The organism is Erwinia sp. INIA01 (assembly GCF_025947915.1).
GTDB lineage: Bacteria > Pseudomonadota > Gammaproteobacteria > Enterobacterales > Enterobacteriaceae > Erwinia > Erwinia coffeiphila.
In genome coordinates, this window is sequence record NZ_JAPDNC010000002.1 from 360,264 (window position 1) to 381,823 (window position 21,560).

Sequence of the window (21,560 nt, forward strand, 5' to 3'; positions counted from 1 at the left end):
TGTTCAAGAAAATTGGAAAGGATGGCCGCAAAGGGCGATGCGGCCATAATTTAGCGTTTTGGCAAGGCGTTACGCACCATGCGCCAGGTGCTCCAGGCACCAATACCGCGTTTCGCCCAGCGGGTCAAAAAGCGTGGGTTACGCACCGACCAGATGGCAAAAACACCGCTGCCAATCGCCAGATAGCGTTTGGCATTAACCAGGCTCAGCCAACCCCGATCGTAACGATCGGTGGCTTCCAGCCACTCTTTGCGCCCGGCGCTTAAATCCAGACGCTGCTGTTGAATAAGCCGCAGCAGATCGGCGGTACGTTTTTCACGGTCGCGGCGGCTCATCAATCATCCTCCAGCAGCTGGCGATCGCTGGCAAGTTCCTTACGGGTGGCACTGAGAAGGGTAGAACGCCGCGATTTTGCCAGCGTCCACAGGCCGAAAATCAGCGCCAGCGCAAACAGGACCCCGGTCGTGATTGCCATTGCCATCAGGCGGTATTGCGCATCAACGGCCCAGATAACCAGTACCATCAGGCTCATCAGACCAAATGCAGTGAACAGCAGGGTCAGCCCTACCATGATCATCATCTGAATCAGGTTGGCTTTTTCCGCTTCCAGCTCAACTACCGCCAGACGCACGCGGGTTTCAACAATGCCCACCAGCGTGGTGATGATCCGCTGTCCGATATTAATGACCCCTTTACCGGGGCCATGATTTTGCTGATTATCTGCCATATTAACGACGGGTCAGCAGAACGCCCAGTACCACACCGACCGCTGCGCCAATCCCTACGCTGGTCCACGGATTATCACGGACGTAAACGTCGGCACGGTCCGCCGCCTCACGGGTGGTTTGTGCAATACGCTCACCGGAATCACCCAGGCGTGCGCGAGTATTTTTCAGGGCGCTTTGCGCTTTATTGTGCAGTTTTTCCAGCTCGGTTTTGGATTTTTCACTGGAGGTACTGAGCACTTCTTCCAGCGTATCGGCCAGGGTTTTCAGCTCGGCGCGCAGATGTTCTGACGTGGTATCTTTAGACATGGAAGACTCCTTACTTATGATTAATGTCACGGCAGACTGCCGACCTCAGTAGGGCGCAGCCTGCACTTCCTTCAGCTCACGTTGAGCGTCAGCCAGTTTCTTTTCCCGTTTGGCGATTTTCTTGCTGTCGCCACCCTCGTTTCGCTCCTGCTGCAGTTCCTGTTCCCGCTCGGTGACTTTTTTCTGATGCTGCTGAATCTTTTCCTGGTGGGCTTTGCGGACGTTTTCGTCTGAGCAGTTAGCGCGCGTTTCGGTCAGCGCACGCTCAAGACCGTTAACCTGGCGCTGGTTATTGTGCTGACGGGCGAAATCGATTTCTTTCTGAATAGCCTGCTCTTTCTGCTGACAAAGCGGCCCGGCCTGTGCCAGTGATGTCGCAGCCAGCAGGCTGATAGCAAGCGTTAAGCGGTATTTCATATGATGGTGACCTTCCTTTGCAATGACAGCCGCTGAGGGCTATCGATTTCCTGAACACAGGGCGGCGTAGGGATTTTTAAGCATAGACAGAAAACTGGAAAAGCTCAAAACAGAACGGGTATTTCCCCCTTGTTTCTCTGCGGAGTGAGGGGCGGTTACGTTCGCAGGCTGATGCGATTAACCCAGTTTGCCGCACCGTGGCCTTCCTGACGGGCAATATCGAAGCCATAAGGCAGCAGTTCACGCAGTACTTTTTCCGCCGCGTCGCTTTGTTCCTGTGAGTCGAATCTAATTACCAGTGAATCGTGGTCCGGGGTAATACTTTTAATGCGAATCCCCTGGGCGGTGAGCGACTGATAGACATAAAAGCCGTCGGGCAGGCTGTTGCCCTGGCGCAGAGTGCGGATCTGCAGTGCTGCTTCGCTGCGAAACAGCGCGGGCAGCAGCGTAACGACCAGCGTCAGCGTCAGCAGCGAAGCGGCCAACAGCCCAATCCAGGGCACGATGCGCAGGAGTCTGGCCGGAAGTTTGAACAGAGAGGACATGGTTACTGGCCTCCCTGCGACGTTTTTTTCCGCCACAGTACATACAACGAGCCAAAAAGGCCGAAGACCAGCAGCACCAGCGGCAGCAGCATCAGGCAGAACATCAGCTGATCTTCATATTTACGGAACAGCGGCGTTTTGCCCAGCGCAAAGCCCAGCACGGTCAGAATCAGCACCCACAGCAGGCCGCTCATCCAGTTAAAGAACTGGAAGCGTGCATTGCTGAGGCCGGAAAGCCCGGCGATGGTGGGTAACAGTGTGCGAACAAATGCGATAAAGCGCCCAATCAGTAGCGCCGACAGGCCGTGGCGGTGAAACAGCTGATGCGCCCGCTGATGGTACTGAGCGGGAAGATGCGAAAGCCATTTTTGTACCAGCGGCGTATTGCCGAGCCACTTGCCCTGAATATAGCTGACCCAGCAGCCAAGACTGGCGGCGGTGGTAAGGATAAACAGCGTGAGCGGAAAATTCATCGTGCCTTTCGCTATCAGCACGCCGACCAGAATCAGCAGGCTGTCACCGGGCAGGAAAGCCGCCGGAAGCAGGCCATTTTCCAGAAACAGAATCATAAACAGGATGAAGTAAAGCGCCCAGACCAGCGTCGGGTCGGCCAGCGTGACGTAATCTTGCTGCCATAAGGCGTGGATTAAATCTTTAAAAATATCCATCAATAGTCCTGAACATCATAGTTGGCCCGATTTAACGCAATTCTACATGCTGAATTCATCGTTTTAGTGATGCAGATGCTGCGGGCGGCTGAACAGCGTGGCCAGAAAAAGCATCGAAAGCTTAAAGCTTTTTACAAAGGGTAAAAAAAGAAGATAACTGTAACAAAGTTAAGCAGGTCTGGACAGGAAGAAACACCGGACCAGGGATGTTTTACCGTTGCAGCGGTCCGGCGTGAAGGAGTTTTACACTGGCTGACATAAGTGAACGAAAGCTGACTCAATCGACTAAGAAAGACCTACTTTTCGTCGTTGGCGATGCTATCCAGAGCGATAACCGGATTTTCAGCAAACATGTAGCGGTCTACGTTAAATTCAAAGTCATCTGTCGTGGCGTTAAACAGCATCTGGCGGGTATTCTCCAGGTGCTGCCACATTGCCAGCTTGCTCCCTGCCGGGTCCTTGCGGATCAGCGCCTTGAGAATGTTATCGTGATCTTCGCACCAGCTCTCTATCGAGCGCTCGTCGATATGTTCATGCAGTTTTAGCCAGTACGGGTTGTACAACCGGTGCAACCACATTTTTTCAACAATTGCCGCCAGCGCGCTGTTCTGCGTAGATAGCGCAATCTGCACGTGGAATTTCATATCCCACTCGGAGTCACGGAAGCGATCCTCCTGCCGCGCCTGCTCCTGAATAGACATCAGTTGCACGATATCCTGGCGGGTCACCTGGGTGGCGGCAAATTCCGCAACGTTGCTTTCTATCAGCTGACGGGCCTGCAGCAGCTCAAAGGGACCGAAGCTGGCAAACTCCAGCTGACTATTGGTGGTTACGCTTTTCTTTTGCTGCTGTGACACCACATGTATGCCGGAACCTTTACGCACTTCTACGTAGCCTTCCACTTCCAGCATGATGATCGCCTCGCGCACCACGGTCCGGCTGACGCTCATCTCTTCCGCAATAAAGCGCTCGGCGGGCAGCTTGTCGCCAATCTGATACTGGCCCTGTTCAAGGCGCAGTTTTAACTCAGCTGCCAGCTGCTGATAGAGACGACGTGAGTCGATCTGTTGCATGGTTCACGCTCCGATACACAATGATTTGCTGAAACCTGTTATACCACTTTCCCCGTGTTAAAAAAACAGACGCTCGTTAAGGTCTTGAACCACCGAATACCCTACAGGGTACTGAACGGTTTATAAAGATGTTATACCTTTTCGTCTGAGATTAAGACCGCGACAATGAGAATGAAGAAATCATCAATATCCCTTTATTTGCATTAAAAACAGATATTTAAATTTATTGTTGTGATTGGGGGACGCTAATCACCCGCAGTTGATAGTGTTTTTTGTGATCTGTTTCTCACTATTTATTCAGCATCAGGCATAATTGGTATGATAACTTTGCTGGTATTGAAACACAGAACTTTCCAGGGGATACCAGATGCAGACGCTGAACCGTGATAATTTTCCCGGCCGCCAGGATGCCGAACGCGTAATCCAGTTTGGTGAGGGCAATTTTCTTCGCGCCTTTATCGACTGGCAGTTAGATCTGTTAAACGAGCATACCGGACTTGATGCTGGCGTGGTGGTGGTCAGGCCGCGTAACAGTGCGGCTAAGCGCAGCCTGAACAGCCAGCAGGGGCTGTATACCACGCTGATCCGCGGTATTAACGATGAAGGGAAAGTGGTCAGCGAAAGCCGGCTGATCCGCTCGGTTAATCGCGAGATTCATCCCGTAGAAGATTACGAAGGATTCCTGGCGCTGGCGCGTAACCCGGAGATGAAATTTGTCTTCTCCAATACCACTGAAGCGGGCATCAGCCTGGATGCTGCCGACACGCGGGACAGCGCTCCCCCGATCAGCTTCCCGGCCAAACTGACGCGGCTGCTGCTGGAGCGCTGGCAGCATTTTGATGGCGCGGCGGATAAAGGCTGGGTGATCCTGCCCTGCGAACTGATTGACGATAACGGTGCCGCGCTGCGTGAGCTGGTGCTACAGCTGGCCCGCGAATGGCAGCTGCCGACGGCGTTTGCTCAGTGGGTCGAGCAGAGCAACATCTTCTGCTCGACGCTGGTAGACCGCATCGTGACCGGCTACCCCGATAATGCTGCCGATCTGCACGCTGAGCTGGGCTATCGCGACGACTATCTGGTGGCGGGTGAAGTTTACTACCAGCTGATTATTGAAGGGCCGGAATGGGTGGCCCAGGCATTGCACCTGGACCAGCTGCCGCTGAATATTCGCATGGTTGACGATATCGCCCCGTATAAGGCGCGCAAAGTGGCGATCCTCAACGGTGCACACACTGCGATGGTGCCGGTCGCGTTTCTCGCCGGGCTGGATACCGTCGGTGAAGCGATGGACGACGCGGAGGTGGCCGCCTTTATTGATGCCACGCTGCGCCAGGAGATTATCCCAACGCTGGAGCAGTCCCCGGAAGAGCTGAATACCTTCGCCGATGCGGTACTCAACCGTTTCCGTAACCCGTTTATCCGCCATCAGCTCAGCGCGATTGCGTTAAACGGCATGACGAAGTTCCGCACCCGATTGCTGCCGGCGCTGCTGACGCAGGTTGAACAGCAGGGCGCTCCGTCTCCGCGCCTGAGCTTTGCCTTTGCAGCCCTGCTGGCGTACTACCGCGGCGAGCGCAGCGGTACCCGCTACGCGCTACAGGACGACGCCCACTGGCTGGAGCGCTTCACTACGCTGTGGCAGCTGGCGGAGGCTCACGACATTCCCCTCGGCCAGCTGGTCAACGACGTGCTGTCCGATGCAGCCCACTGGGGGCAGGATCTGAACCGTCTTCCGGGCCTGACGGCGAGCGTGACCGCTCAGCTGGAGCAGATTATTACCGTTGGTATGCGCGCCGCGCTGGCGCAGATTAAGTAAGGTATTCGCGATGCAAAGTCTGATAAAAATTCACGATCTGGATAATGTTGCCGTCGCGCTGCGCGACCTGGAAGAGGGTGAGCAGGTCACTATCGGCCAGCATTCCGTTGTGCTGGCCCAGCCGGTGGGGCGCGGGCACAAATTTGCCCTTCAGCCGCTGGAAACCGGCGATCTGGTGATGAAGTATGGCCTGCCGATCGGGCACGCTACTCGCCCCGTTGCGCCCGGCGAAATCATCCACTCACAGAACGCGCGTACGAATTTGAGCGATCTGGATGAATATGAATATCTGCCCGACTTCGCTACCGTGCCGCCGCAGGCTGCGGACCGCGAAGTGCAGATCTTCCGCCGTGATAATGGTGATGTCGGCATCCGCAACGAGCTGTGGATACTGCCAACGGTTGGCTGCGTCAACGGTATCGCCCGGCAGATCCTGCAGCGCTTCCTGAAGGAGACCAACCAGGCGGAAGGCATCGACGGCGTGCATCTGTTCAGCCATACCTTTGGTTGTTCACAGCTGGGGCAGGACCATGAAAACACCCGAACCATGCTGCAAAACATGGTGCGCCATCCGAACGCCGGTGCGGTGCTGGTGATCGGCCTCGGCTGCGAAAATAACCAGGTGGATGAGTTCCGCCAGACGCTGGGCGCGTATGACGACAGCCGCGTGCGCTACATGATTTGCCAGCAGCAGGATGATGAAGTGGAAGCGGGGCTGGAGCAGCTGCACGCGCTGTACGAAATGATGCGGCACGACGAGCGCCAGCCGGGCAAACTCAGCGAGCTGAAGTTCGGCCTGGAGTGCGGCGGATCGGACGGCCTGTCCGGCATCACCGCCAACCCGCTGCTGGGCCGCTTCTCGGACCAGATGATCGCCAACGGCGGCACCACGGTGCTGACCGAGGTGCCGGAAATGTTTGGTGCGGAACGTATTCTGATGAGCCGCTGCCGCGATGAAGCGACCTTCGACAAAACCGTCAGCATGGTCAACGACTTTAAGAAATACTTTATCGCCCACAACCAGCCGATCTATGAAAACCCGTCACCGGGCAACAAAGCGGGCGGTATCACCACGCTGGAAGAGAAGTCGCTGGGCTGCACGCAAAAAGCCGGGCAGAGCCAGGTGGTGGACGTGCTGAAGTACGGCGAGCGGCTGAAGGAGCCGGGCCTGAACCTGCTGAGCGCACCGGGTAACGATGCGGTGGCGACCAGCGCGCTGGCCGGTGCGGGCTGCCATATGGTGCTGTTCAGTACCGGGCGCGGCACGCCGTACGGCGGATTTGTGCCGACGGTCAAACTGGCTACTAACAGCGAGCTGGCGAAGAAGAAGCCGCACTGGATCGACTTCGATGCCGGTCAGCTGATTCACGGTACCGAAATGCCGGAACTGCTGGCGAGCTTTGTGGATACCATCGTTGAGATTGCTAACGGGCGACCGGCGCGCAATGAAGTGAATGAGTTCCGCGAGCTGGCAATCTTTAAAAGTGGGGTCACATTGTAATAAAAAAAGCCTGGTTTCCCACAGAGAGGGAAACCAGGCCGGTCGGGATTACTCTTGCGTTTGCGACTTCACCACGCCAGCGCGGCGATCTTCCGCCATACAGGCCGCTGCGGTAAACAGAATATCCGCCGATGAGTTCAGCGCGGTTTCCGCAGAATCCTGCAGCACGCCGATAATAAAGCCGACCGCCACCACCTGCATCGCAACCTCATTCGGAATACCGAACATATTACAGGCCACCGGGATCAGCAGCAGCGAGCCACCGGCCACACCGGATGCACCGCAGGCGCAGATCGACGCCACCAGGCTCAGCAGAATGGCCGTGCCGACATCGACATGAATCCCCAGCGTATTCACCGCCGCCAGCGTCAGCACGGTAATGGTAATTGATGCCCCAGCCATACTGATATTGGCCCCGATCGGGATCGAGACGGAGTAGGTGTCTTCATCCAGATTCAGTTTTTTCGCCAGCGCCATATTCACCGGGATATTCGCCGCCGAGCTGCGGGTAAAGAAGGCGGTCACGCCGCTTTCACGCAGGCAGGTAAACACCAGCGGATACGGGTTGCGGCGGATCTGCCACCACACCAGAATCGGGTTAAATACCAGCGCCATCAGCAGCATACAGCCCAGCAGCAGGCCCAGCAGATGTGCGTAATCCCACAGCGCTTCAAAGCCGGTTGAGGCCAGAATCGAACCGACCAGGCCGAAGATACCGATCGGCGCAAAGCGGATCACTACGCGCACCAGGCGGGTCACGGCATCAGATGCATCGCTGAGGAAGGCGCGGGTGGTGGCGCTGCTGTGGCGGAACGCCAGGCCCAGGCCGATACCCCATACCAGAATGCCGATGTAGTTGGCTTTCATCAGCGCTTCAATCGGGTTGGCCACCATGCTCATCAGCAGGCCGTCGAGCACTTCCAGAATGCCGGAAGGCGGGGTGATTTCGGTACTCGCCGCGCGCAGCGTCAGGCTCTGCGGCAGCAGGTGGCTGGCGATCACTGCCACCACGGCGGCGCAGAAGGTGCTGAGCAGATACAGCATCACGATCGGGCGAATATTGGTTTTCTGCCCCTGCTGATGGCTGGCGATAGATGCAATCACCAGCACCAGAACCAGAACAGGCGCAACGGCTTTCAGGGCGCTAACGAACAGCTCGCCCAGCAGGCCAACGGCCAGAGCATTACTTTTTGAGAACCAGGCCAGCGCGATACCCGCCAGCAGTCCGATCATGATTTGTGTTACCAGGCTTCCCTGCATCAGGCGCTGGATGACTCCGCGCCCGCTGTTTTCTCTACTCATAATTTTAAATCACTGTCGTTATCTATAGTTCTGCCGCACGGCACTACATTGCGGCGGCTTATGTGTGTTTGCGCAGGGAAGTATAAGGAAATGTTCTGTCAGGGGAAGCGAAAATTCGGAATTAGCCGCTATCGGTCGGCATAAAGCAGTGCTGCGGCAGGAGAGGCCCGCAGCATTACGCGATCGGGAAGATTAGCGGTCTGAAGCGGGTTCCTGAGTATCGGCCGGGAATACCACGCCGGTCTGGCGGCGGATTTCCGTCAGCAGCCGCGCCACGCTTAACGAGTAGTTCAGGCCGGGGTGATTAATCTCATTGGTTTCTATCAGGCGCGCAAAGGTTTCCGCCTCATACAGCATGGTATTGATATGCTGCGGCTGAGTGAGGTCCTGCGGCTTCGCGCCGCGCGCCACGAAACTGACGTTCTGGCATTCAGAAACGTGCTCGACGACCAGCGAACCGGCCTCCCCCTGGATCTCGCTCGGCAGCACGGACTGGCTGATTTTGGAATGCTGCACGGTCACGTCAAAGCTGCCGTAGTCCAGCAGCACGGTGCCTGCACCATCCACGCCGCTTTCCAGCAGCGTGGCGCTGGCGGTGACCTTCTGCGGCTCACCCCACAGGCTGACCGCGGTGCCCAGGCAGTAGTAGCCAATATCCATAATCGAGCCGTTGGACCAGCGCGGATTAAAGGTATTCGGGTTTTCACCGTCAAGGTAGCGCTGGTAGCGGGATGAGTACTGGCAGTAGTTAATCAGCGCCTTACGCAGCACGCCGATCTTCGGCAGCGACTGCTGTAAAACCTGGAAGTTCGGCAGGCTGGCGGTTTTGAACGCCTCGAACAGCACCACCTGATGTTCCCGCGCGCAGGCGATCATCTCTTCCACTTCACGCAGGTTTGACGCCAGCGGTTTTTCGCAGATGACGTGCTTGCGATGGCGCAGGAACAGCAGCGACTGCGGGCAGTGCAGGGCGTTCGGGCTGGCAATATAAACGGCATCGATCAGATCGGACTGGGCCATCGCTTCCAGCGAGTCAAAAAGTTGTTCCACCGGGTAATCGTTGGCGAAAGTCTGTGCCTGTTCCAGCGTGCGGGAGTAAACCGCGGTCAGCTTAAATTTACCCGTTTCATGAGCGGCATCGACAAACTGACGGGTGATCCAGTTGGTTCCAACGACGGCAAAGCGAATCATAGTATAGTCCGTTCTCTGGGATGGCCGGGCGCACCGGGGCGATAGCGGCCAAAAAGGGAAAAAGCAGATTAACATGCGATGACGCTGGCGCAATGGCTAAAAACGCCCTGTCGCCGCAGCGGTCACGATTTGATTTTTCGCAGCGGCTCTCGCACGATAGAGAAAAGAATTTCGGGGTAAAAAGATGTCGATTGGCACTAAACATGCACTTAACTGGACCAGCATTCTGGTGGCGATCCCGGTCGGGCTGGTGGCGTCGCTGGTCACGTTGGGTTTTCGTAAACTGATCGAGCTGATCGACGGGCTGGTGTTCAGTGGGGAGCAGGACATCACCGAAGCTATGCACATTTACCCCTGGTATTTTTGGCCGCTAATCGTCGGCGTCGGCGGGCTGATTGCCGGATTTTTTCTGCGCTACGCCACGGCATTAGAACAAAAGGATACTATTCGCACCGACTATCTGGACGTGATCAACGCCCGGCTGGATAGCGTGCCAACCCGCACCTCGCTGTTTCGTGGCCTCTCCTCGCTGGCCAGTATCAGCAGCGGTGCCTCCATCGGCCGGGAAGGGCCGATGGTGCAGTTATCTGCGCTGAGCGGCAGCCTGATGGGGCGCTGGCTGTTTAAATCCCTGCCGCTGAAAAACAGCGACGTGGTAGCGATGGCCGCTGCCGCCGGTCTGTCGTCGGTTTATCATGCGCCGCTGGCGTCGGCGATCTTTGTGGCGGAAATCGCCTTCGGCATTTCGGCCATGCAGCGGCTGATCCCGCTGATAATCTCCTCCGGCGTTGCGGTGCTGACCATGTGGTCACTTGGCTATCGTTCGGCGATTTATCCCTTTTCCCACGCGCAGTTTGAGCTGACGCCGGAAAGCATCCTGCTGACGGTGGGGATTGGTCTGCTGGCCGGGCTGTTTGGCTGGGCGATGATCTGGCTGATTGGTCAGAGCAAGCGACAGTTCGGCCGTATCGGCAGCCTGCCGCTGCGGCTGGGGCTGGGCGGCGTGCTGGTGGGCGCGCTGGCGATCGGCAGCACGCAAATCCTCGGCAACGGCTATGAAGTGATCGTGCGCATTATGGCGGGCAGCTTCCTGCTGCCGATGCTGGCGGCCCTGCTGCTGCTAAAAATGTTGGCAACGGCGATCTCGGTCGGCTCCAGTGCGGTAGGCGGTCTGTTTACCCCGGCGCTGCTGATTGGCGCGCTGATGGGGCAGCTGGTGGCGCTGGTGGCCATCATGGCGGGCGTGCCGGTCAGCAACGCCGAAGTGTTTGCCGCCGTCGGCATGGGCGCTGTGCTGTCCTCGGTAAGCCAGGCACCGCTGATGGCGATGCTGATGGTGCTGGAAATGACGCTCAACAGCAGCCTGCTGTTCCCCACTATGATCGCCTGCGTGCTGGCGTCGATGCTGGCCTATCGCCTGCAGTCGGGCAGCACCTATTCGGTGGTCAACAGCCACTTCAGCCGTTCTGATGCCAAGTTCGATTTTGATAACGGCATTATCTCGCAGTTTATCGTCTCCGGCGCGGCGCTGACGCCGGAGGATTCGGTGGGTAAAGCGCTGGCGGTCAGTTCGCTAAAGCGCGAGCGCTTTGTTTACGTCATCGACCACAAAGGCACCTTCCTCGGCGCCGTTTCGATTCACGATATCTCGCACAAGGTGCTGGATAAGGAGATCACTCTGACCTCGCCGGTGAGCTGCGTGATGGATTCCAGCTTCCCGACCATCTTTGAAAACCAGACCATTCGGGAAGGCTGGGAGGCGTTTGCCCGCATCACGCTGGAGCGCCTGCCGGTGCTGAATAATCCGCAGGAGCGCAAATACGTTGGTGCGCTGACCAAAACCAGCCTGATCCAGAAGGCAAAGGACTTTATCTGATAAAAGCCAGGCGGAAAACATTCGTCATGCAGCATTGAGAACATGGGTGAACTGAGGGTATCTGCTGTGTGGCTGACCAGGAGTTTCGTCAGCATAACAATAGCTAAGGAGGGGCCTTACCCGCCGGAGGCAGGTAAGGCGTTTGGTCTGTACTAAGTGGGTGTAGAGTCCGTTGCTTGCTGGTTTTTCGCCTGCGTTACGGTCTGGCAATGCGCTTCAGGTCCGCGCTGCGCCCGGAGCTACAGCCCGGCAATGCGCCGCAGATCCGCTTCCGCACCCGGGGCTACCGCCAGCACCTGCGCGCCTTTCAGCAGGCGATCGCCTTCGGTATTAAACGGGTGATACCAGCCGCCCGCCTCTTTTACCAGGCAATAACCGGCCAGGCAGTCCCAGGCGTGCATATAAGGTTCGTAGTAGCCCACCACGCGGCCCGCGGCCACCCAGGCCAGCATCAGCGCGCCGGAACCGATGCGGATAAAGTTGCCGCCCGCATCCAGCAGCGAGGCCAGAATTTTCCCCACCTCATCCGGGCTGACGTAGCTGTTGGCACCAAATCCGGTGACGTGGTTTTGCAGCGTGCGGGCAGGATCAACCTGTAACCGCTTGCCGTTCAGCGTAGCCCCGTGGCCCAGCGCGGCGACGTAGCACTCCTGATAGTAAGGGGCATAAATCACCCCAATCACCGGTACGCCGTCCTGCAATACCGCCACCGACACGCACCAGTTGGGCATGCCGTTGAGGAACGGGCTGGTGCCGTCAATCGGATCGACCACCCAGGTATAGCCCGACGACCCCGCCTGAAGGCCATACTCTTCCCCCAGAAAACCGTCGTCCGGGTACTGAGCGCGGATCTGCTGGTCGATCATCTGCTCAACTTCGCGATCCGCTTTGGACACCACGTCCTGCAAATCATGTTTGGTTTCCACCACCAGGCTGTCGCGCTGATGGAAATACGCCAGCGCCTTTTCTCCCCCGGCACGCGCCACTTTTTCCGCCAGCGCCAGCCGCGCCAGCAGTGCATCATGGTTTACTGATTCACTCATTATCTATCCTTAAATTAGCCAGCAATCAGGGCCAGGCCCTGCGGTTTAAAATCAATCTCCACGCGTGAGGCCAGCGGCCGCTGCTGTTCCATCTGCGCATCGACAATAAACAGCGGCCCCAGCTCGGTTGCCACCTCATATTCAATGTGATCGCCCAGCCAGGTGCTGTGCGTCACTTCCCCCGGCAGCGCACCAACGCCATCATCGCGCAGGGTAATGAACTGCGGCCTGACGGAGAGCTGAGCCGCGCCGGTTTTCACACCGTTGCCGCGCACGCGATAGCGCTGGTTGCCAAGCCGTACCAGCGCCTCTGCGCCCTCAATCTGTTCCACTTCGCACGGCAGAATATTGGCCTCGCCCATAAAGTCGGCGATAAACACCGAATTCGGCGCGCGATAGAGGCTTTCAGGTGCGCCCTGCTGGGCGATATTGCCTTCTTTCATCACGATAATCTTATCGGATACCGCCAGCGCTTCTTCCTGATCGTGGGTGACATACACCGCAGTGAAGCCGAGCCGCTGTTGCAGATCGCGGATGTCGGTACGCACGCGGCGGCGCAGGCGCTCATCAAGATTGGACAGCGGCTCATCCAGCAGCAGCACCTGCGGTTCCAGTACCAGCGCGCGCGCCACGGCGATACGCTGCTGCTGGCCGCCGGAAAGTTCGGACGGCAGGCGCTGGCCCTGGTTCTCTAACCCCACCAGCTTCAGCCCCTCCCGCGCGCGGTCCTGCGATTCGCGCTTGCTGATGCCGGAGGATTGCAGGCCGTACATAATATTATCGAGCGCGCTCATATGCGGAAACAGCGCGTAGGACTGAAACACCATCGCCACATCGCGTTCGTTGGCCGGCAGGTGAGTGACGTCTTTACCGCCAATCAGAATGCGCCCGGATGTCGGGTGCTCCAGCCCGGCCAGCAGCCGCAGCGTGGTGGTTTTACCGCAGCCGGATGGGCCAAGCAGCGTGACCAGCGTACCCGGCTCCACCGTCAGCGACAGGTCGGGCAGGGCGTTAAAGCCCGCGAAGCGTTTTGAAACGTGCTCAAACACCACGGAACCGGCATTCAGGGTTGTCATACGGCATTCTCCTGGGTTAAAGAGGTGGAAGCGGGCGGTGCAGACACATCTACCGGGCGAGTGACGCGGCGCAGCCGCCGTTCCCCGACCAGCCACTGGAATACGCCGATAATCAGCAGCATCACCACGATCAACACCGTGGAGTAGGCGATCGCCACGCCGTATTCGCCGTTTTCTACCAGTCCGACGATGTAGGACGTCGCCATGTTGTACTGCGCGCTCACAAGGAAGATCACCGCGCTGATCGAGGTGATCGCCCGCACAAAGGCATACACCAGTGCGGCGCTGATCGCCGGTTTCAGCAGCGGCAGCACCACCTTACGCAGCGTGCGGAAGCTGTTAGCGCCGAGAGTCAGAGAGGCTTCATCCAGGCTTTTATCCAGCTGGCTCATTGCTGCGATGCCGCCGCGAACGCCCACCGGCATATTACGGAAGACAAAGCAGGCCACCAGAATCAGCGCGGTACCGGTAATCTCCAGCGGCGGCAGGTTGTAGGCCATCACGTAGCTGACGCCGATTACCGTGCCGGGAATGGCGAAGCTGAGCATCAGCAGGAACTCAAAGGTCTGGCGACCGGCAAACTTCTGCCGCACGATCAGCCAGGCGGTGAGCAGCCCGACGATCGCCGTCAGCGGCGCGGCGATCAGTGCGATCTCCAGCGTGGTCCAGAACGAGTTCCACGCCACACCGCTCCATAGCAGATGCCCCTCGCTAAAGCTGATGCCGAAGGCACGGACGTAGTGATTGATGGTCAGGGAACTGTCCAGCCCCCACGACTGCACAAAGCCGCCCACCACAATCATGCCGTAGATCACCAGGGTGAACAGGCCCCACGGGATCACCATGCCGTACACGCCAAAACGCAGCGCGCGAGGCAGCTGGCCGTGCTGGCCGCCGTCGCCTTTACCGGTGACCGTGGCGAAGTTCTTGCCGCCCAGCCACAGCCGCTGCAGGATAAACGCCGCCAGAGTAAAGCACAGCAGGATCATCGCCAGCACCGCAGCGCGGCTCGGATCGTTTTGCGCCCCGACCACCGAGAAGAAGATCTCGGTAGACAGCACGCCGTGGCTGCCGCCGAGCACCATCGGGTTGCCGAAGTCGGCCATACTTTCGATAAAGCTAATCAGGAAGGCGTTAGCCAGCCCGGGGGCCATCAGCGGTAGCGACACGCGGCTGAAGGTGCGCCAGCGGTTGGCGCGCAGCGTCTGCGAAGCTTCCTCCAGCGAAGGACTAACGCCCTCTACCACGCCAATCAGCACCAGGAAGGCTATTGGTGTAAACGACAGCACCTGAGCAATCCAGATGCCGGTTAAACCATACAGCCAGCGGCCCGGCTCGATGCCAAACAGCGCCGCCAGATGCTCGGTTACCACGCCGGAGCGGCCAAACAGCAGGATCAGCGCCAGGCCGATCACAAACGGCGGGGTAATGATCGGCAGGATGGTCAGCATGCGCAGCGCTTTTTTGCACGGCAGCGGGGTGCGCGTGGCGGCAAGGGCAAACGCCAGCCCCAGCAGCGTCGATCCCGTTGCGGTCATTAGCGCCAGCCACAGCGTGCGCCAGGCCGTGCCGCAGGTGCCGCCGTTTAAGCAGGAGAGGCTCCAGATGGCCGGGTCCTGAATATTGCTGATTAAGCCCGCGGGCTGGAAGCTGCCGTCCACATCCTGCACCGACACCACGAACATGCTCAGCACAGGATAAAGCACAAAGATGCTGACCAGCGCCGTCAGCAACACCAGCGAAGCCACCACAAAAGCATCGCCCTTCATCACACCGCGTTCGGCCAACGCGAAGGAGAACAGCAGCAGAAAGGTGGCCAGCAGCAGCAGCGCACCGGCACCCATCGCCGGTTGGCCTGATTCCAGCACGCCAAAACGGTTTTCCAGCCACAGCCAGCTCCAGCCGCTGTAGCCAATCGCATGGCCTTCAATGATTAAAAACAGCACGCTGAGGGCGCTGAACAGCAGCAGCAACCGGCTGCGTGCGCCCGACGGCAACAGGCCGCAGCCGCCGCACAGCGCGAACAGCGCCACCGCTATTGCCAGCCACGGATGTTCGCCCAGCTGCCAGAGCGCCGGGGCCGTCGCGGCATCGCTCCACAGGCTTATCAGCCAGCCGCCGTCAAAGAAACCGGCCTCAAGGCTGTACCACGGCAGCAGCAGCAAAGCCGCCGCGCCCATTATCAGCGCGCCGGTCAGACGACGATTATTTGCATTCATGACATACCTCGACCTGAAAACCAGGCTGAAGCGGACATCAGGCCGAAGCCACCGCGTATCAGCATCACAAAACGGCGGGGATTACTGCGCGCTGGCACCGATCTCTTTGTCCCAGCGGCTCAGCAGCGCTTTGCGTTTGGCGGAATCGCCGTAGGTTTTGAAGTCGTAGTCGATCAGCTTGATGTTCTCAAAGCGCGGCGCATATTCGGAAATCTCGGCGTTGCGGTTGGACGGCAGCTGGAAGGATTTGGCCTCTTTCATATGTGACTGAGCTTCCGCGCTCAGCGCCCAGTCGTACCAGACTTTGGCGTTGGCGAGGTTACGCGCGCCTTTGACGATCGACATTGAGCCAATTTCGTAGCCGGTGCCTTCACACGGTGCAACGGTCTTGATCGGGAAGCCATCCACCTGCATCGCCACGGCATCGTGCATAAACACGATACCGACCGTGGTTTCCCCGCGCGCGGCGGATTTCACCGGTGCGGAACCGGACTTGGTGTACTGGGAAACATTGGCGTTGAGCTTTTTCAGATAATCGAAGGCTTTATCTTCGCCCATGATCTGCACCAGCGTGGCCAGGGTGTTGTAGGCGGTGCCGGAGGAGTTCGGGTTGGCGATTTGGATCTCACCCTTAAAGCCCGGATCGAGCAGATCGGCCCAGCAGGTCGGCCCAGCAGGTCGGCTCCTTCAGTTTTTTGTCGGCCAGCAGTTTGGTGTTGTAACCCCAGCCGAGCGCTCCGGCGTAGATGCCGACCGTGCGATAGCCGGAGTTTTCAGCCTGCTTCTGCGCCCAGTCCTGCTGTTCGGTCAGCAGCGGTGATTTATACACCTGGGTCAGCCCTTCATCCGCCGCCTGCATATGCGGATCGCCGGTGCCCGCCCACCAGATATCGGTGCGCGGATTGCGCGCCTCGCTGCGCAGCCGCGCATAGGCCTCGCCCGCCGACAGGCGGACCATGCTGACTTTAATATCGGGATGAGACTGGCTAAAAATACGCGTCATATGCTCGCACACCACCACATCCGCCGAGCAGACCATATTCAGATTGCCCGCCGCCGAGGCGGCAAACGGTAAAGCAGTGCAACAGAGGGATAGCGCGATGGCCATTGAGGTATATCGCATGATGATCTCCTTGGTTTGTAGGGTTGGTGCTTCACTGGCACCTGTTTTTGCACGTGTGTGCAAAGTAATAATGAACAAGAAATAAACTGTCAAATGGCTTGCAGCTGAATTAGCAGCCCTTGTCACAAAAATATAACAATTGTGATATCGGTCAGTTTGCACAGCTTTGCAATCTGAGGCAGACTCAATCTCAGCCGGGATTTTGATGGAGAGCAGCATGCAAAATGAGAAAGCGGTGGTGAGTGCGCAGGACGTGGCCGACCGTGCGGGGGTTTCGCGTTCTGCGGTGTCGCGGACCTATACGCCGGGGGCCAGCGTGTCGGAAACGACCCGTGCGCGGGTGATGAAAGCGGCAGAGGAACTGGGCTATCACGTCAATCATCTGGCGCGTGGGCTGGTGCGCAACCGCAGCGGGATTGTCTGCCTGGTGGTGTCTGAAATCGCTACCCCCTACCGCGCGATGCTGGTGCGCTGGCTGACCCAGTTTTTGCAGGAGGCGGGGAAAGTGGCGATGCTTATCAACACCGACCGCTCGGACAACAGCGTCTCGGCGGCGCTGCAGCAGGCGATTAATTTCCGCGCCGACGCCTCGATTATCCTTTCCGGCATGCCGGACCGCGCCATCACCCGCCAGTGCTATAAGCACGGACAGCGCATTATTCTGATTAACCGCGATGAGTCGCTGCCCGGATCGCTGAGTATTAATCTGGATGCACAATCGGCGGCCGAAACAGCGGTGATGGCCTTTCAGCGCGCGGGCTGTCGGCATCTGGCGTTTGCCAACTCGCTGGCCGGAACGCCCAGCCTGATGAAGCGCGAAGCCGCGTTTGTCGCGGTGGCGGAGCAGGCCGGATTAGCGGTCACCGTTGAGCGTTTTGGTTCCACATCCTATGAAAGCGGTCAGATTCTGGCGCACCGCCTGCTGACCCGCCAGCAGCGCCCGGATGCGGTATTTTGCGTCACCGACCTGGTGGCCTGCGGCTTTATGGATGAAGCACGGCACCGCTTTGCGGTCAGCGTGCCGGAGGATATCTGCCTGATAGGATTCGATAATATCGTGCAGGCCGGGTGGTCATCCTTCAATCTGACCACTTTTGCCCAGCCGGTAGAGCGCTTTGCCCGCGACGCGGTGCAGTGGCTGATCCAGACCGAGCAGGCGGAAAACGGCTTTACCCCGCAAAGTGAGCAGCAGCACGACAGTCTGGTCTATCAGGCCGATGTGGTGTGGCGCGGATCGGTGCGGGGAGGTTAACATAGGCTCACGCACACCGTAACCCGCGCAGAGTGAGCATGAGCGAGAAGAAAAAAAACTGGGTCAATGCCGAAGATGTCGCCCGCCTGGCAGGGGTATCACGTTCTGCGGTTTCCCGCACGTTTACCCCGGGTGCCTCCGTGGCGGAAAAAACGCGGAAAAAAGTCCTCGCCGCAGCGGAAACGCTGGGTTACCAGGTCAATATCATCGCCCGCACGATGATCACCGGCAGCAGCAACTTTATCGGCATCGTCACCGCCGGTTTCGATAACCCCTTCCGCAGCAAGCTGCTGTCGCCTCTGGTTCATCAGCTGGCGCTGCACGGTTTTATGCCGCTGCTGATGAATGCCGACGATCCGGAACAGCTGGCTCCCTCACTAAAACAGCTGCTCAGCTACCACGTGGCCGGGGTGATTATCACCTCCGGCGCGCCGCCGCTGTCGCTGGCCGAAGAGTATCTGGAGCGTAAGATCCCGGTGACCTTAATCAACCGGGATGCCGATCTGGCAGGCTGCGATCGTGTCGCCAGCGATAACGCTCAGGGTATGCAGCTGATGGCGGATTACTGCCGCCAGCGCGGCTGGAAACACGTTGGGTTTATCGGCGAAGAGCGGCGTAATTTCAGTACGGAAGATCGCTATCAGGCGCTGCTGGCCTGCGCGCCGGACCTGACTATTGCCACGCGGTTTATCCCCGGCGGCGGCTATGCGGCTGGCAAGGCAGCAGCGCTTGAATTACGTTCCTGCCAGGTGCTGCTTTGCGCCACGGATATGCTGGCATTAGGCGCGATCGACGGTCTGCGAACGCTCAACGGCGACGATCCGCTTCCCGCCGTCATGGGCTTTGATGATATTCCCCAGGCGGACTGGGACCCCTATCATTTGACGACTATTCAACAGGATACTGAAGGTCTGGCGCAGCAGGCGGTGGATCTTTTGATGACCCGTATTGCCCAGTTCGATCTTCCTTCCCGCCATCGCGCCGTGCCGGTGAAATTAATCATTCGCCAGAGCGCGTAATGAAAAATTAATTTTATGCGGTAGCTCACAGATTATTCTGTGAACTGCCGTCACACTCTCTTTCGCCCTACGGGGCTTATTTTTTGTTAACAAATGCACACGTGTGCATTCTCAGGAGATGTTATGACAACCCGAGAAAATGATTCGCTTTTGGCGCGCTATCGCTTCGCCTGCAGTCTTGCTGAGTCCGGGGGAAAACTGGCTTATGGCTTCTATCAGCAGCGCGACAGCCTGCGGGTCGAACACAAGGGCTGCGATGCGCAGGATGTGGTTAGCCTGGCCGACCGCGAGGTGGAGTCCTTTGTCAAATCACGCATCGCAGAGGCGTTCCCGGAAGACGGATTTCTGGGCGAGGAGAGCGGCACGTCCGATGCACACCAGCGCGTACTGTGGGTCGTCGATCCGATCGATGGCACCAGCTGTTTCCTCAACGGCCTGCACACCTGGTGCCTGTCGCTGGCGGTGGTGGTTGACGGTGAACCGGTGATTGGCGTGGTGTATGACCCCAATCACCAGGAGCTCTTCCATGCCCTAAAAGGGGAAGGGGCATGGCTCAACGATCGGAGAATCGCGCCGCATTTGGCAGAAACGGTTGCCGGTGGCGTGATGGGCGTGGGGACCTCGCACCGCGTGACGGCGGCCGATTTCCTGCCGTTTCTCGACCAGCTGTTGCAGCACGGCGGCATGTTTGTCCGCAACGGTTCCGGCGCGCTGATGAGCGCCTGGGCCGCCGCCGGTCGCCTGATTGGCTATTACGAACCGCATATGAATCCGTGGGATGGGCTGCCGGGGATCGTGCTGATGCGCGAAGCGGGCGGGGCCACCAACGATTACCTGGCGGCGGACGGCATTGCGCAAGGCAATCCGGTGCTGCTGGCCAGTAAAACGCTCTATCCACAATTAAAACAATGGGTTGTTCAACCCTTAAACTAACCTGCACGGGTCTGGCATCTGATTGCGTACTCTACATAACACGGAAACAGCCTTCAGGGACGAAGACAAAATCAATCAGCACCGCCTCCGCCCTACGGAGACAAGATGATGTCTGGATTAATCCGTTTTTTCCGGGCCAGCCCGGCGAAAACTACCGCCGTATTCAATGAACAGCGCTTCCGCAGCGTGCGCTGGCAAACGTTTCTGGCGATGACGCTGGCCTACGTAACGTTTTACGTCTGTCGGCTCTCGTTCACCGTGGCGAAAACCGCGCTGGTGGAGCTGGGTATTTCGCCCTCGGAGCTGGGGATGATCGGCTCGGCGCTGTTTTTCAGCTACGCCATCGGCAAACTGGTTAACGGGTTTTTGGCCGATCACGCCAACGTGGTGCGCTTTATGAGTCTTGGGCTGCTGCTCAGTGCGGGGATGAACCTGATGATGGGGATGACCACCAACGCGATGATGCTGGCCATTTTCTGGGGCATCAACGGCTGGGCGCAGTCGATGGGGGTGGGGCCATGTGCGGTTTCCCTTGCGCGCTGGTACGGCACCAAAGAGCGCGGCACCTTCTATTCCATCTGGTCGACGGCGCATAACATCGGCGAGGCGCTGACCTACATCGTGATCGCGGCGGTGATTGCGGGCTACGGCTGGCATATGGGCTATCTCTCCACCGCAGCGCTGGGCGCGGCGGGCGTGGTGCTGATGCTGCTGTTTATGCGCGACTCACCGCAGAGCAGCGGCTTCCCGTCGATTCATGACATCAGCAACGAACCGCAGGAAGAAGAAGAGGCCAAAGGATCGGTGTTTAGCAATCAGCTGATGGCGCTGCGCAACCCGGCGCTGTGGACGCTGGCGCTGGCCTCGGCGTTTATGTACATCGACCGCTATGGCGTAAATTCGTGGGGCATCTTCTTTTTGCAGCAGGGGAAGGGCTACAGCACGGTTGAAGCCTCGGCGATTATCGGCGTGAATGCCGTTGCCGGGATTGTTGGCACCATCGTGGCGGGCATGCTCTCCGACCGCTTCTTCTCGCGCAATCGCAGTATTATGGCCGGATTTATCAGCCTGCTGAATACTGCCGGATTCGCGCTGATGCTGTGGCTGCCGCGCAATTACTACACCGATATTCTGTCGATGATTATCTTCGGCGCGACTATCGGCGCACTGACCTGTTTCCTCGGTGGCCTGCTGGCGGTGGATATCTCCTCGCGGAAAGCGGCCGGGGCGGCGCTCGGAACCATCGGCATTGTCAGCTACGCCGGGGCCGGATTCGGTGAATTCCTGACGGGCATCATCATCGATAAAACGTCGGTGATGGAAAATGGCACCAAACTCTACGATTTCCACACGTTGTCCCAGTTCTGGGTGGCAGCCGGTCTGATCTCTGCGCTGTTGTGCTTTGTCACCGCCGTGATGGTGGCAAGACGCAACGCCAGCGAGCGCCGCACCCTGTTTTCATCTTAATTACC

The 21,560-nt window shown here is 58.3% G+C and carries 19 protein-coding genes and 1 pseudogene; 7 read left to right on the top strand and 13 right to left on the bottom strand.

Annotation, left to right across the window (positions count from 1 at the left end):
- Positions 1–50 precede the first annotated feature (50 nt).
- The 7 genes from OMR58_RS03560 to exuR all read right to left on the bottom strand — a co-directional run bounded on the left by OMR58_RS03560 (position 51) and on the right by exuR (position 3,737).
- Positions 51–335: a YqjK-like family protein gene (locus OMR58_RS03560; protein WP_200560260.1), complete on the bottom strand. Its 285-nt coding sequence runs from the start codon at positions 333–335 to the stop codon at positions 51–53.
- On the bottom strand, positions 335–727 hold the full coding sequence (locus OMR58_RS03565) for a phage holin family protein (protein ID WP_105592041.1): 393 nt from the start codon (positions 725–727) through the stop codon (positions 335–337). The genes OMR58_RS03560 and OMR58_RS03565 overlap by 1 nt, the downstream gene beginning before the upstream one ends.
- 1 nt (position 728) lies before the next feature.
- Positions 729–1,034: a DUF883 family protein gene (locus tag OMR58_RS03570; RefSeq protein ID WP_105592040.1), complete on the bottom strand. Its 306-nt coding sequence runs from the start codon at positions 1,032–1,034 to the stop codon at positions 729–731.
- A 45-nt stretch (positions 1,035–1,079) separates the two neighbouring features.
- Positions 1,080–1,451: a DUF1090 domain-containing protein gene (locus OMR58_RS03575; RefSeq protein ID WP_200560258.1), complete on the bottom strand. Its 372-nt coding sequence runs from the start codon at positions 1,449–1,451 to the stop codon at positions 1,080–1,082.
- A gap of 155 nt (positions 1,452–1,606) precedes the next feature.
- Entirely contained in the window at positions 1,607–1,996 is a 390-nt protein-coding gene (gene mzrA, locus OMR58_RS03580) for an EnvZ/OmpR regulon moderator MzrA (RefSeq protein ID WP_105592038.1), read from the bottom strand.
- A 2-nt stretch (positions 1,997–1,998) separates the two neighbouring features.
- Positions 1,999–2,664 carry a DedA family protein gene (locus tag OMR58_RS03585; RefSeq protein ID WP_105592037.1) on the bottom strand — a complete coding sequence of 222 codons (666 nt, stop codon included), beginning with the start codon at positions 2,662–2,664 and terminating at the stop codon, positions 1,999–2,001.
- Between the two features lie 296 nt (positions 2,665–2,960).
- The gene (gene exuR / locus OMR58_RS03590; RefSeq protein ID WP_105592036.1) at positions 2,961–3,737 is read right to left on the bottom strand and encodes a transcriptional regulator ExuR; all 777 of its coding nucleotides are present in this window, start codon (positions 3,735–3,737) and stop codon (positions 2,961–2,963) included.
- Between the two features lie 367 nt (positions 3,738–4,104).
- Between exuR and OMR58_RS03595 the strand changes: the two genes are divergently transcribed.
- Both OMR58_RS03595 and OMR58_RS03600 read left to right on the top strand, forming a co-directional pair.
- Positions 4,105–5,553, top strand: a complete 1,449-nt coding sequence (locus OMR58_RS03595) for a tagaturonate reductase (RefSeq protein ID WP_264545285.1) — start codon at positions 4,105–4,107, stop codon at positions 5,551–5,553.
- A gap of 10 nt (positions 5,554–5,563) precedes the next feature.
- Positions 5,564–7,054: a UxaA family hydrolase gene (locus OMR58_RS03600; protein ID WP_264545286.1), complete on the top strand. Its 1,491-nt coding sequence runs from the start codon at positions 5,564–5,566 to the stop codon at positions 7,052–7,054.
- A gap of 48 nt (positions 7,055–7,102) precedes the next feature.
- Here OMR58_RS03600 and sstT read toward each other — a convergent pair whose 3' ends face one another.
- A complete protein-coding gene (gene sstT, locus OMR58_RS03605) occupies positions 7,103–8,356 on the bottom strand; it encodes a serine/threonine transporter SstT (RefSeq protein ID WP_105592590.1) in 1,254 nt (417 codons plus the stop codon).
- Between the two features lie 192 nt (positions 8,357–8,548).
- Entirely contained in the window at positions 8,549–9,547 is a 999-nt protein-coding gene (locus OMR58_RS03610; RefSeq protein WP_264545287.1) for a Gfo/Idh/MocA family protein, read from the bottom strand.
- Between the two features lie 184 nt (positions 9,548–9,731).
- On the opposite strand from OMR58_RS03610, the gene OMR58_RS03615 reads away from it, so the two are divergent.
- The gene (locus tag OMR58_RS03615; RefSeq protein WP_200560254.1) at positions 9,732–11,423 is read left to right on the top strand and encodes a chloride channel protein; all 1,692 of its coding nucleotides are present in this window, start codon (positions 9,732–9,734) and stop codon (positions 11,421–11,423) included.
- A gap of 239 nt (positions 11,424–11,662) precedes the next feature.
- Here the strand turns inward: OMR58_RS03615 and OMR58_RS03620 are convergent, their stop codons facing one another.
- The 4 genes and pseudogenes from OMR58_RS03620 to OMR58_RS03635 form a co-directional block, all read right to left on the bottom strand.
- Positions 11,663–12,466: an inositol monophosphatase family protein gene (locus tag OMR58_RS03620; RefSeq protein ID WP_205065858.1), complete on the bottom strand. Its 804-nt coding sequence runs from the start codon at positions 12,464–12,466 to the stop codon at positions 11,663–11,665.
- A gap of 14 nt (positions 12,467–12,480) precedes the next feature.
- Entirely contained in the window at positions 12,481–13,542 is a 1,062-nt protein-coding gene (locus tag OMR58_RS03625) for an ABC transporter ATP-binding protein (protein ID WP_264545288.1), read from the bottom strand.
- Entirely contained in the window at positions 13,539–15,761 is a 2,223-nt protein-coding gene (locus tag OMR58_RS03630; protein WP_264545289.1) for an ABC transporter permease, read from the bottom strand. Before OMR58_RS03630 ends, OMR58_RS03625 begins: the two co-directional genes overlap by 4 nt.
- Positions 15,762–15,842: 81 nt before the next feature.
- A pseudogene (locus OMR58_RS03635) lies at positions 15,843–16,887 on the bottom strand (ABC transporter substrate-binding protein).
- A gap of 214 nt (positions 16,888–17,101) precedes the next feature.
- Here OMR58_RS03635 and OMR58_RS03640 point away from each other — a divergent pair.
- The 4 genes from OMR58_RS03640 (at position 17,102) to OMR58_RS03655 (ending at position 21,555) form a co-directional block, all read left to right on the top strand.
- Positions 17,102–18,136: a LacI family DNA-binding transcriptional regulator gene (locus OMR58_RS03640; protein ID WP_105592583.1), complete on the top strand. Its 1,035-nt coding sequence runs from the start codon at positions 17,102–17,104 to the stop codon at positions 18,134–18,136.
- A 38-nt stretch (positions 18,137–18,174) separates the two neighbouring features.
- The gene (locus OMR58_RS03645) at positions 18,175–19,155 is read left to right on the top strand and encodes a LacI family DNA-binding transcriptional regulator (protein ID WP_264545290.1); all 981 of its coding nucleotides are present in this window, start codon (positions 18,175–18,177) and stop codon (positions 19,153–19,155) included.
- A 123-nt stretch (positions 19,156–19,278) separates the two neighbouring features.
- Entirely contained in the window at positions 19,279–20,088 is an 810-nt protein-coding gene (locus OMR58_RS03650; protein ID WP_264545291.1) for an inositol monophosphatase family protein, read from the top strand.
- 108 nt (positions 20,089–20,196) lie between these two features.
- The gene (locus tag OMR58_RS03655; RefSeq protein WP_264545421.1) at positions 20,197–21,555 is read left to right on the top strand and encodes an MFS transporter; all 1,359 of its coding nucleotides are present in this window, start codon (positions 20,197–20,199) and stop codon (positions 21,553–21,555) included.
- Positions 21,556–21,560: the final 5 nt, after the last annotated feature.

Bases quoted from the DNA above. Each gene is read 5' to 3' on its own strand.
- OMR58_RS03560 (WP_200560260.1), bottom strand. From the start codon at position 335: ATGAGCCGCCGCGACCGTGAAAAACGTACCGCCGATCTGCTGCGGCTT.
- OMR58_RS03565 (WP_105592041.1), bottom strand. From the start codon at position 727: ATGGCAGATAATCAGCAAAATCATGGCCCCGGTAAAGGGGTCATTAAT.
- OMR58_RS03570 (WP_105592040.1), bottom strand. From the start codon at position 1,034: ATGTCTAAAGATACCACGTCAGAACATCTGCGCGCCGAGCTGAAAACC.
- OMR58_RS03575 (WP_200560258.1), bottom strand. From the start codon at position 1,451: ATGAAATACCGCTTAACGCTTGCTATCAGCCTGCTGGCTGCGACATCA.
- mzrA (WP_105592038.1), bottom strand. From the start codon at position 1,996: ATGTCCTCTCTGTTCAAACTTCCGGCCAGACTCCTGCGCATCGTGCCC.
- OMR58_RS03585 (WP_105592037.1), bottom strand. From the start codon at position 2,664: ATGGATATTTTTAAAGATTTAATCCACGCCTTATGGCAGCAAGATTAC.
- exuR (WP_105592036.1), bottom strand. From the start codon at position 3,737: ATGCAACAGATCGACTCACGTCGTCTCTATCAGCAGCTGGCAGCTGAG.
- OMR58_RS03595 (WP_264545285.1), top strand. From the start codon at position 4,105: ATGCAGACGCTGAACCGTGATAATTTTCCCGGCCGCCAGGATGCCGAA.
- OMR58_RS03600 (WP_264545286.1), top strand. From the start codon at position 5,564: ATGCAAAGTCTGATAAAAATTCACGATCTGGATAATGTTGCCGTCGCG.
- sstT (WP_105592590.1), bottom strand. From the start codon at position 8,356: ATGAGTAGAGAAAACAGCGGGCGCGGAGTCATCCAGCGCCTGATGCAG.
- OMR58_RS03610 (WP_264545287.1), bottom strand. From the start codon at position 9,547: ATGATTCGCTTTGCCGTCGTTGGAACCAACTGGATCACCCGTCAGTTT.
- OMR58_RS03615 (WP_200560254.1), top strand. From the start codon at position 9,732: ATGTCGATTGGCACTAAACATGCACTTAACTGGACCAGCATTCTGGTG.
- OMR58_RS03620 (WP_205065858.1), bottom strand. From the start codon at position 12,466: ATGAGTGAATCAGTAAACCATGATGCACTGCTGGCGCGGCTGGCGCTG.
- OMR58_RS03625 (WP_264545288.1), bottom strand. From the start codon at position 13,542: ATGACAACCCTGAATGCCGGTTCCGTGGTGTTTGAGCACGTTTCAAAA.
- OMR58_RS03630 (WP_264545289.1), bottom strand. From the start codon at position 15,761: ATGAATGCAAATAATCGTCGTCTGACCGGCGCGCTGATAATGGGCGCG.
- OMR58_RS03640 (WP_105592583.1), top strand. From the start codon at position 17,102: ATGCAAAATGAGAAAGCGGTGGTGAGTGCGCAGGACGTGGCCGACCGT.
- OMR58_RS03645 (WP_264545290.1), top strand. From the start codon at position 18,175: ATGAGCGAGAAGAAAAAAAACTGGGTCAATGCCGAAGATGTCGCCCGC.
- OMR58_RS03650 (WP_264545291.1), top strand. From the start codon at position 19,279: ATGACAACCCGAGAAAATGATTCGCTTTTGGCGCGCTATCGCTTCGCC.
- OMR58_RS03655 (WP_264545421.1), top strand. From the start codon at position 20,197: ATGTCTGGATTAATCCGTTTTTTCCGGGCCAGCCCGGCGAAAACTACC.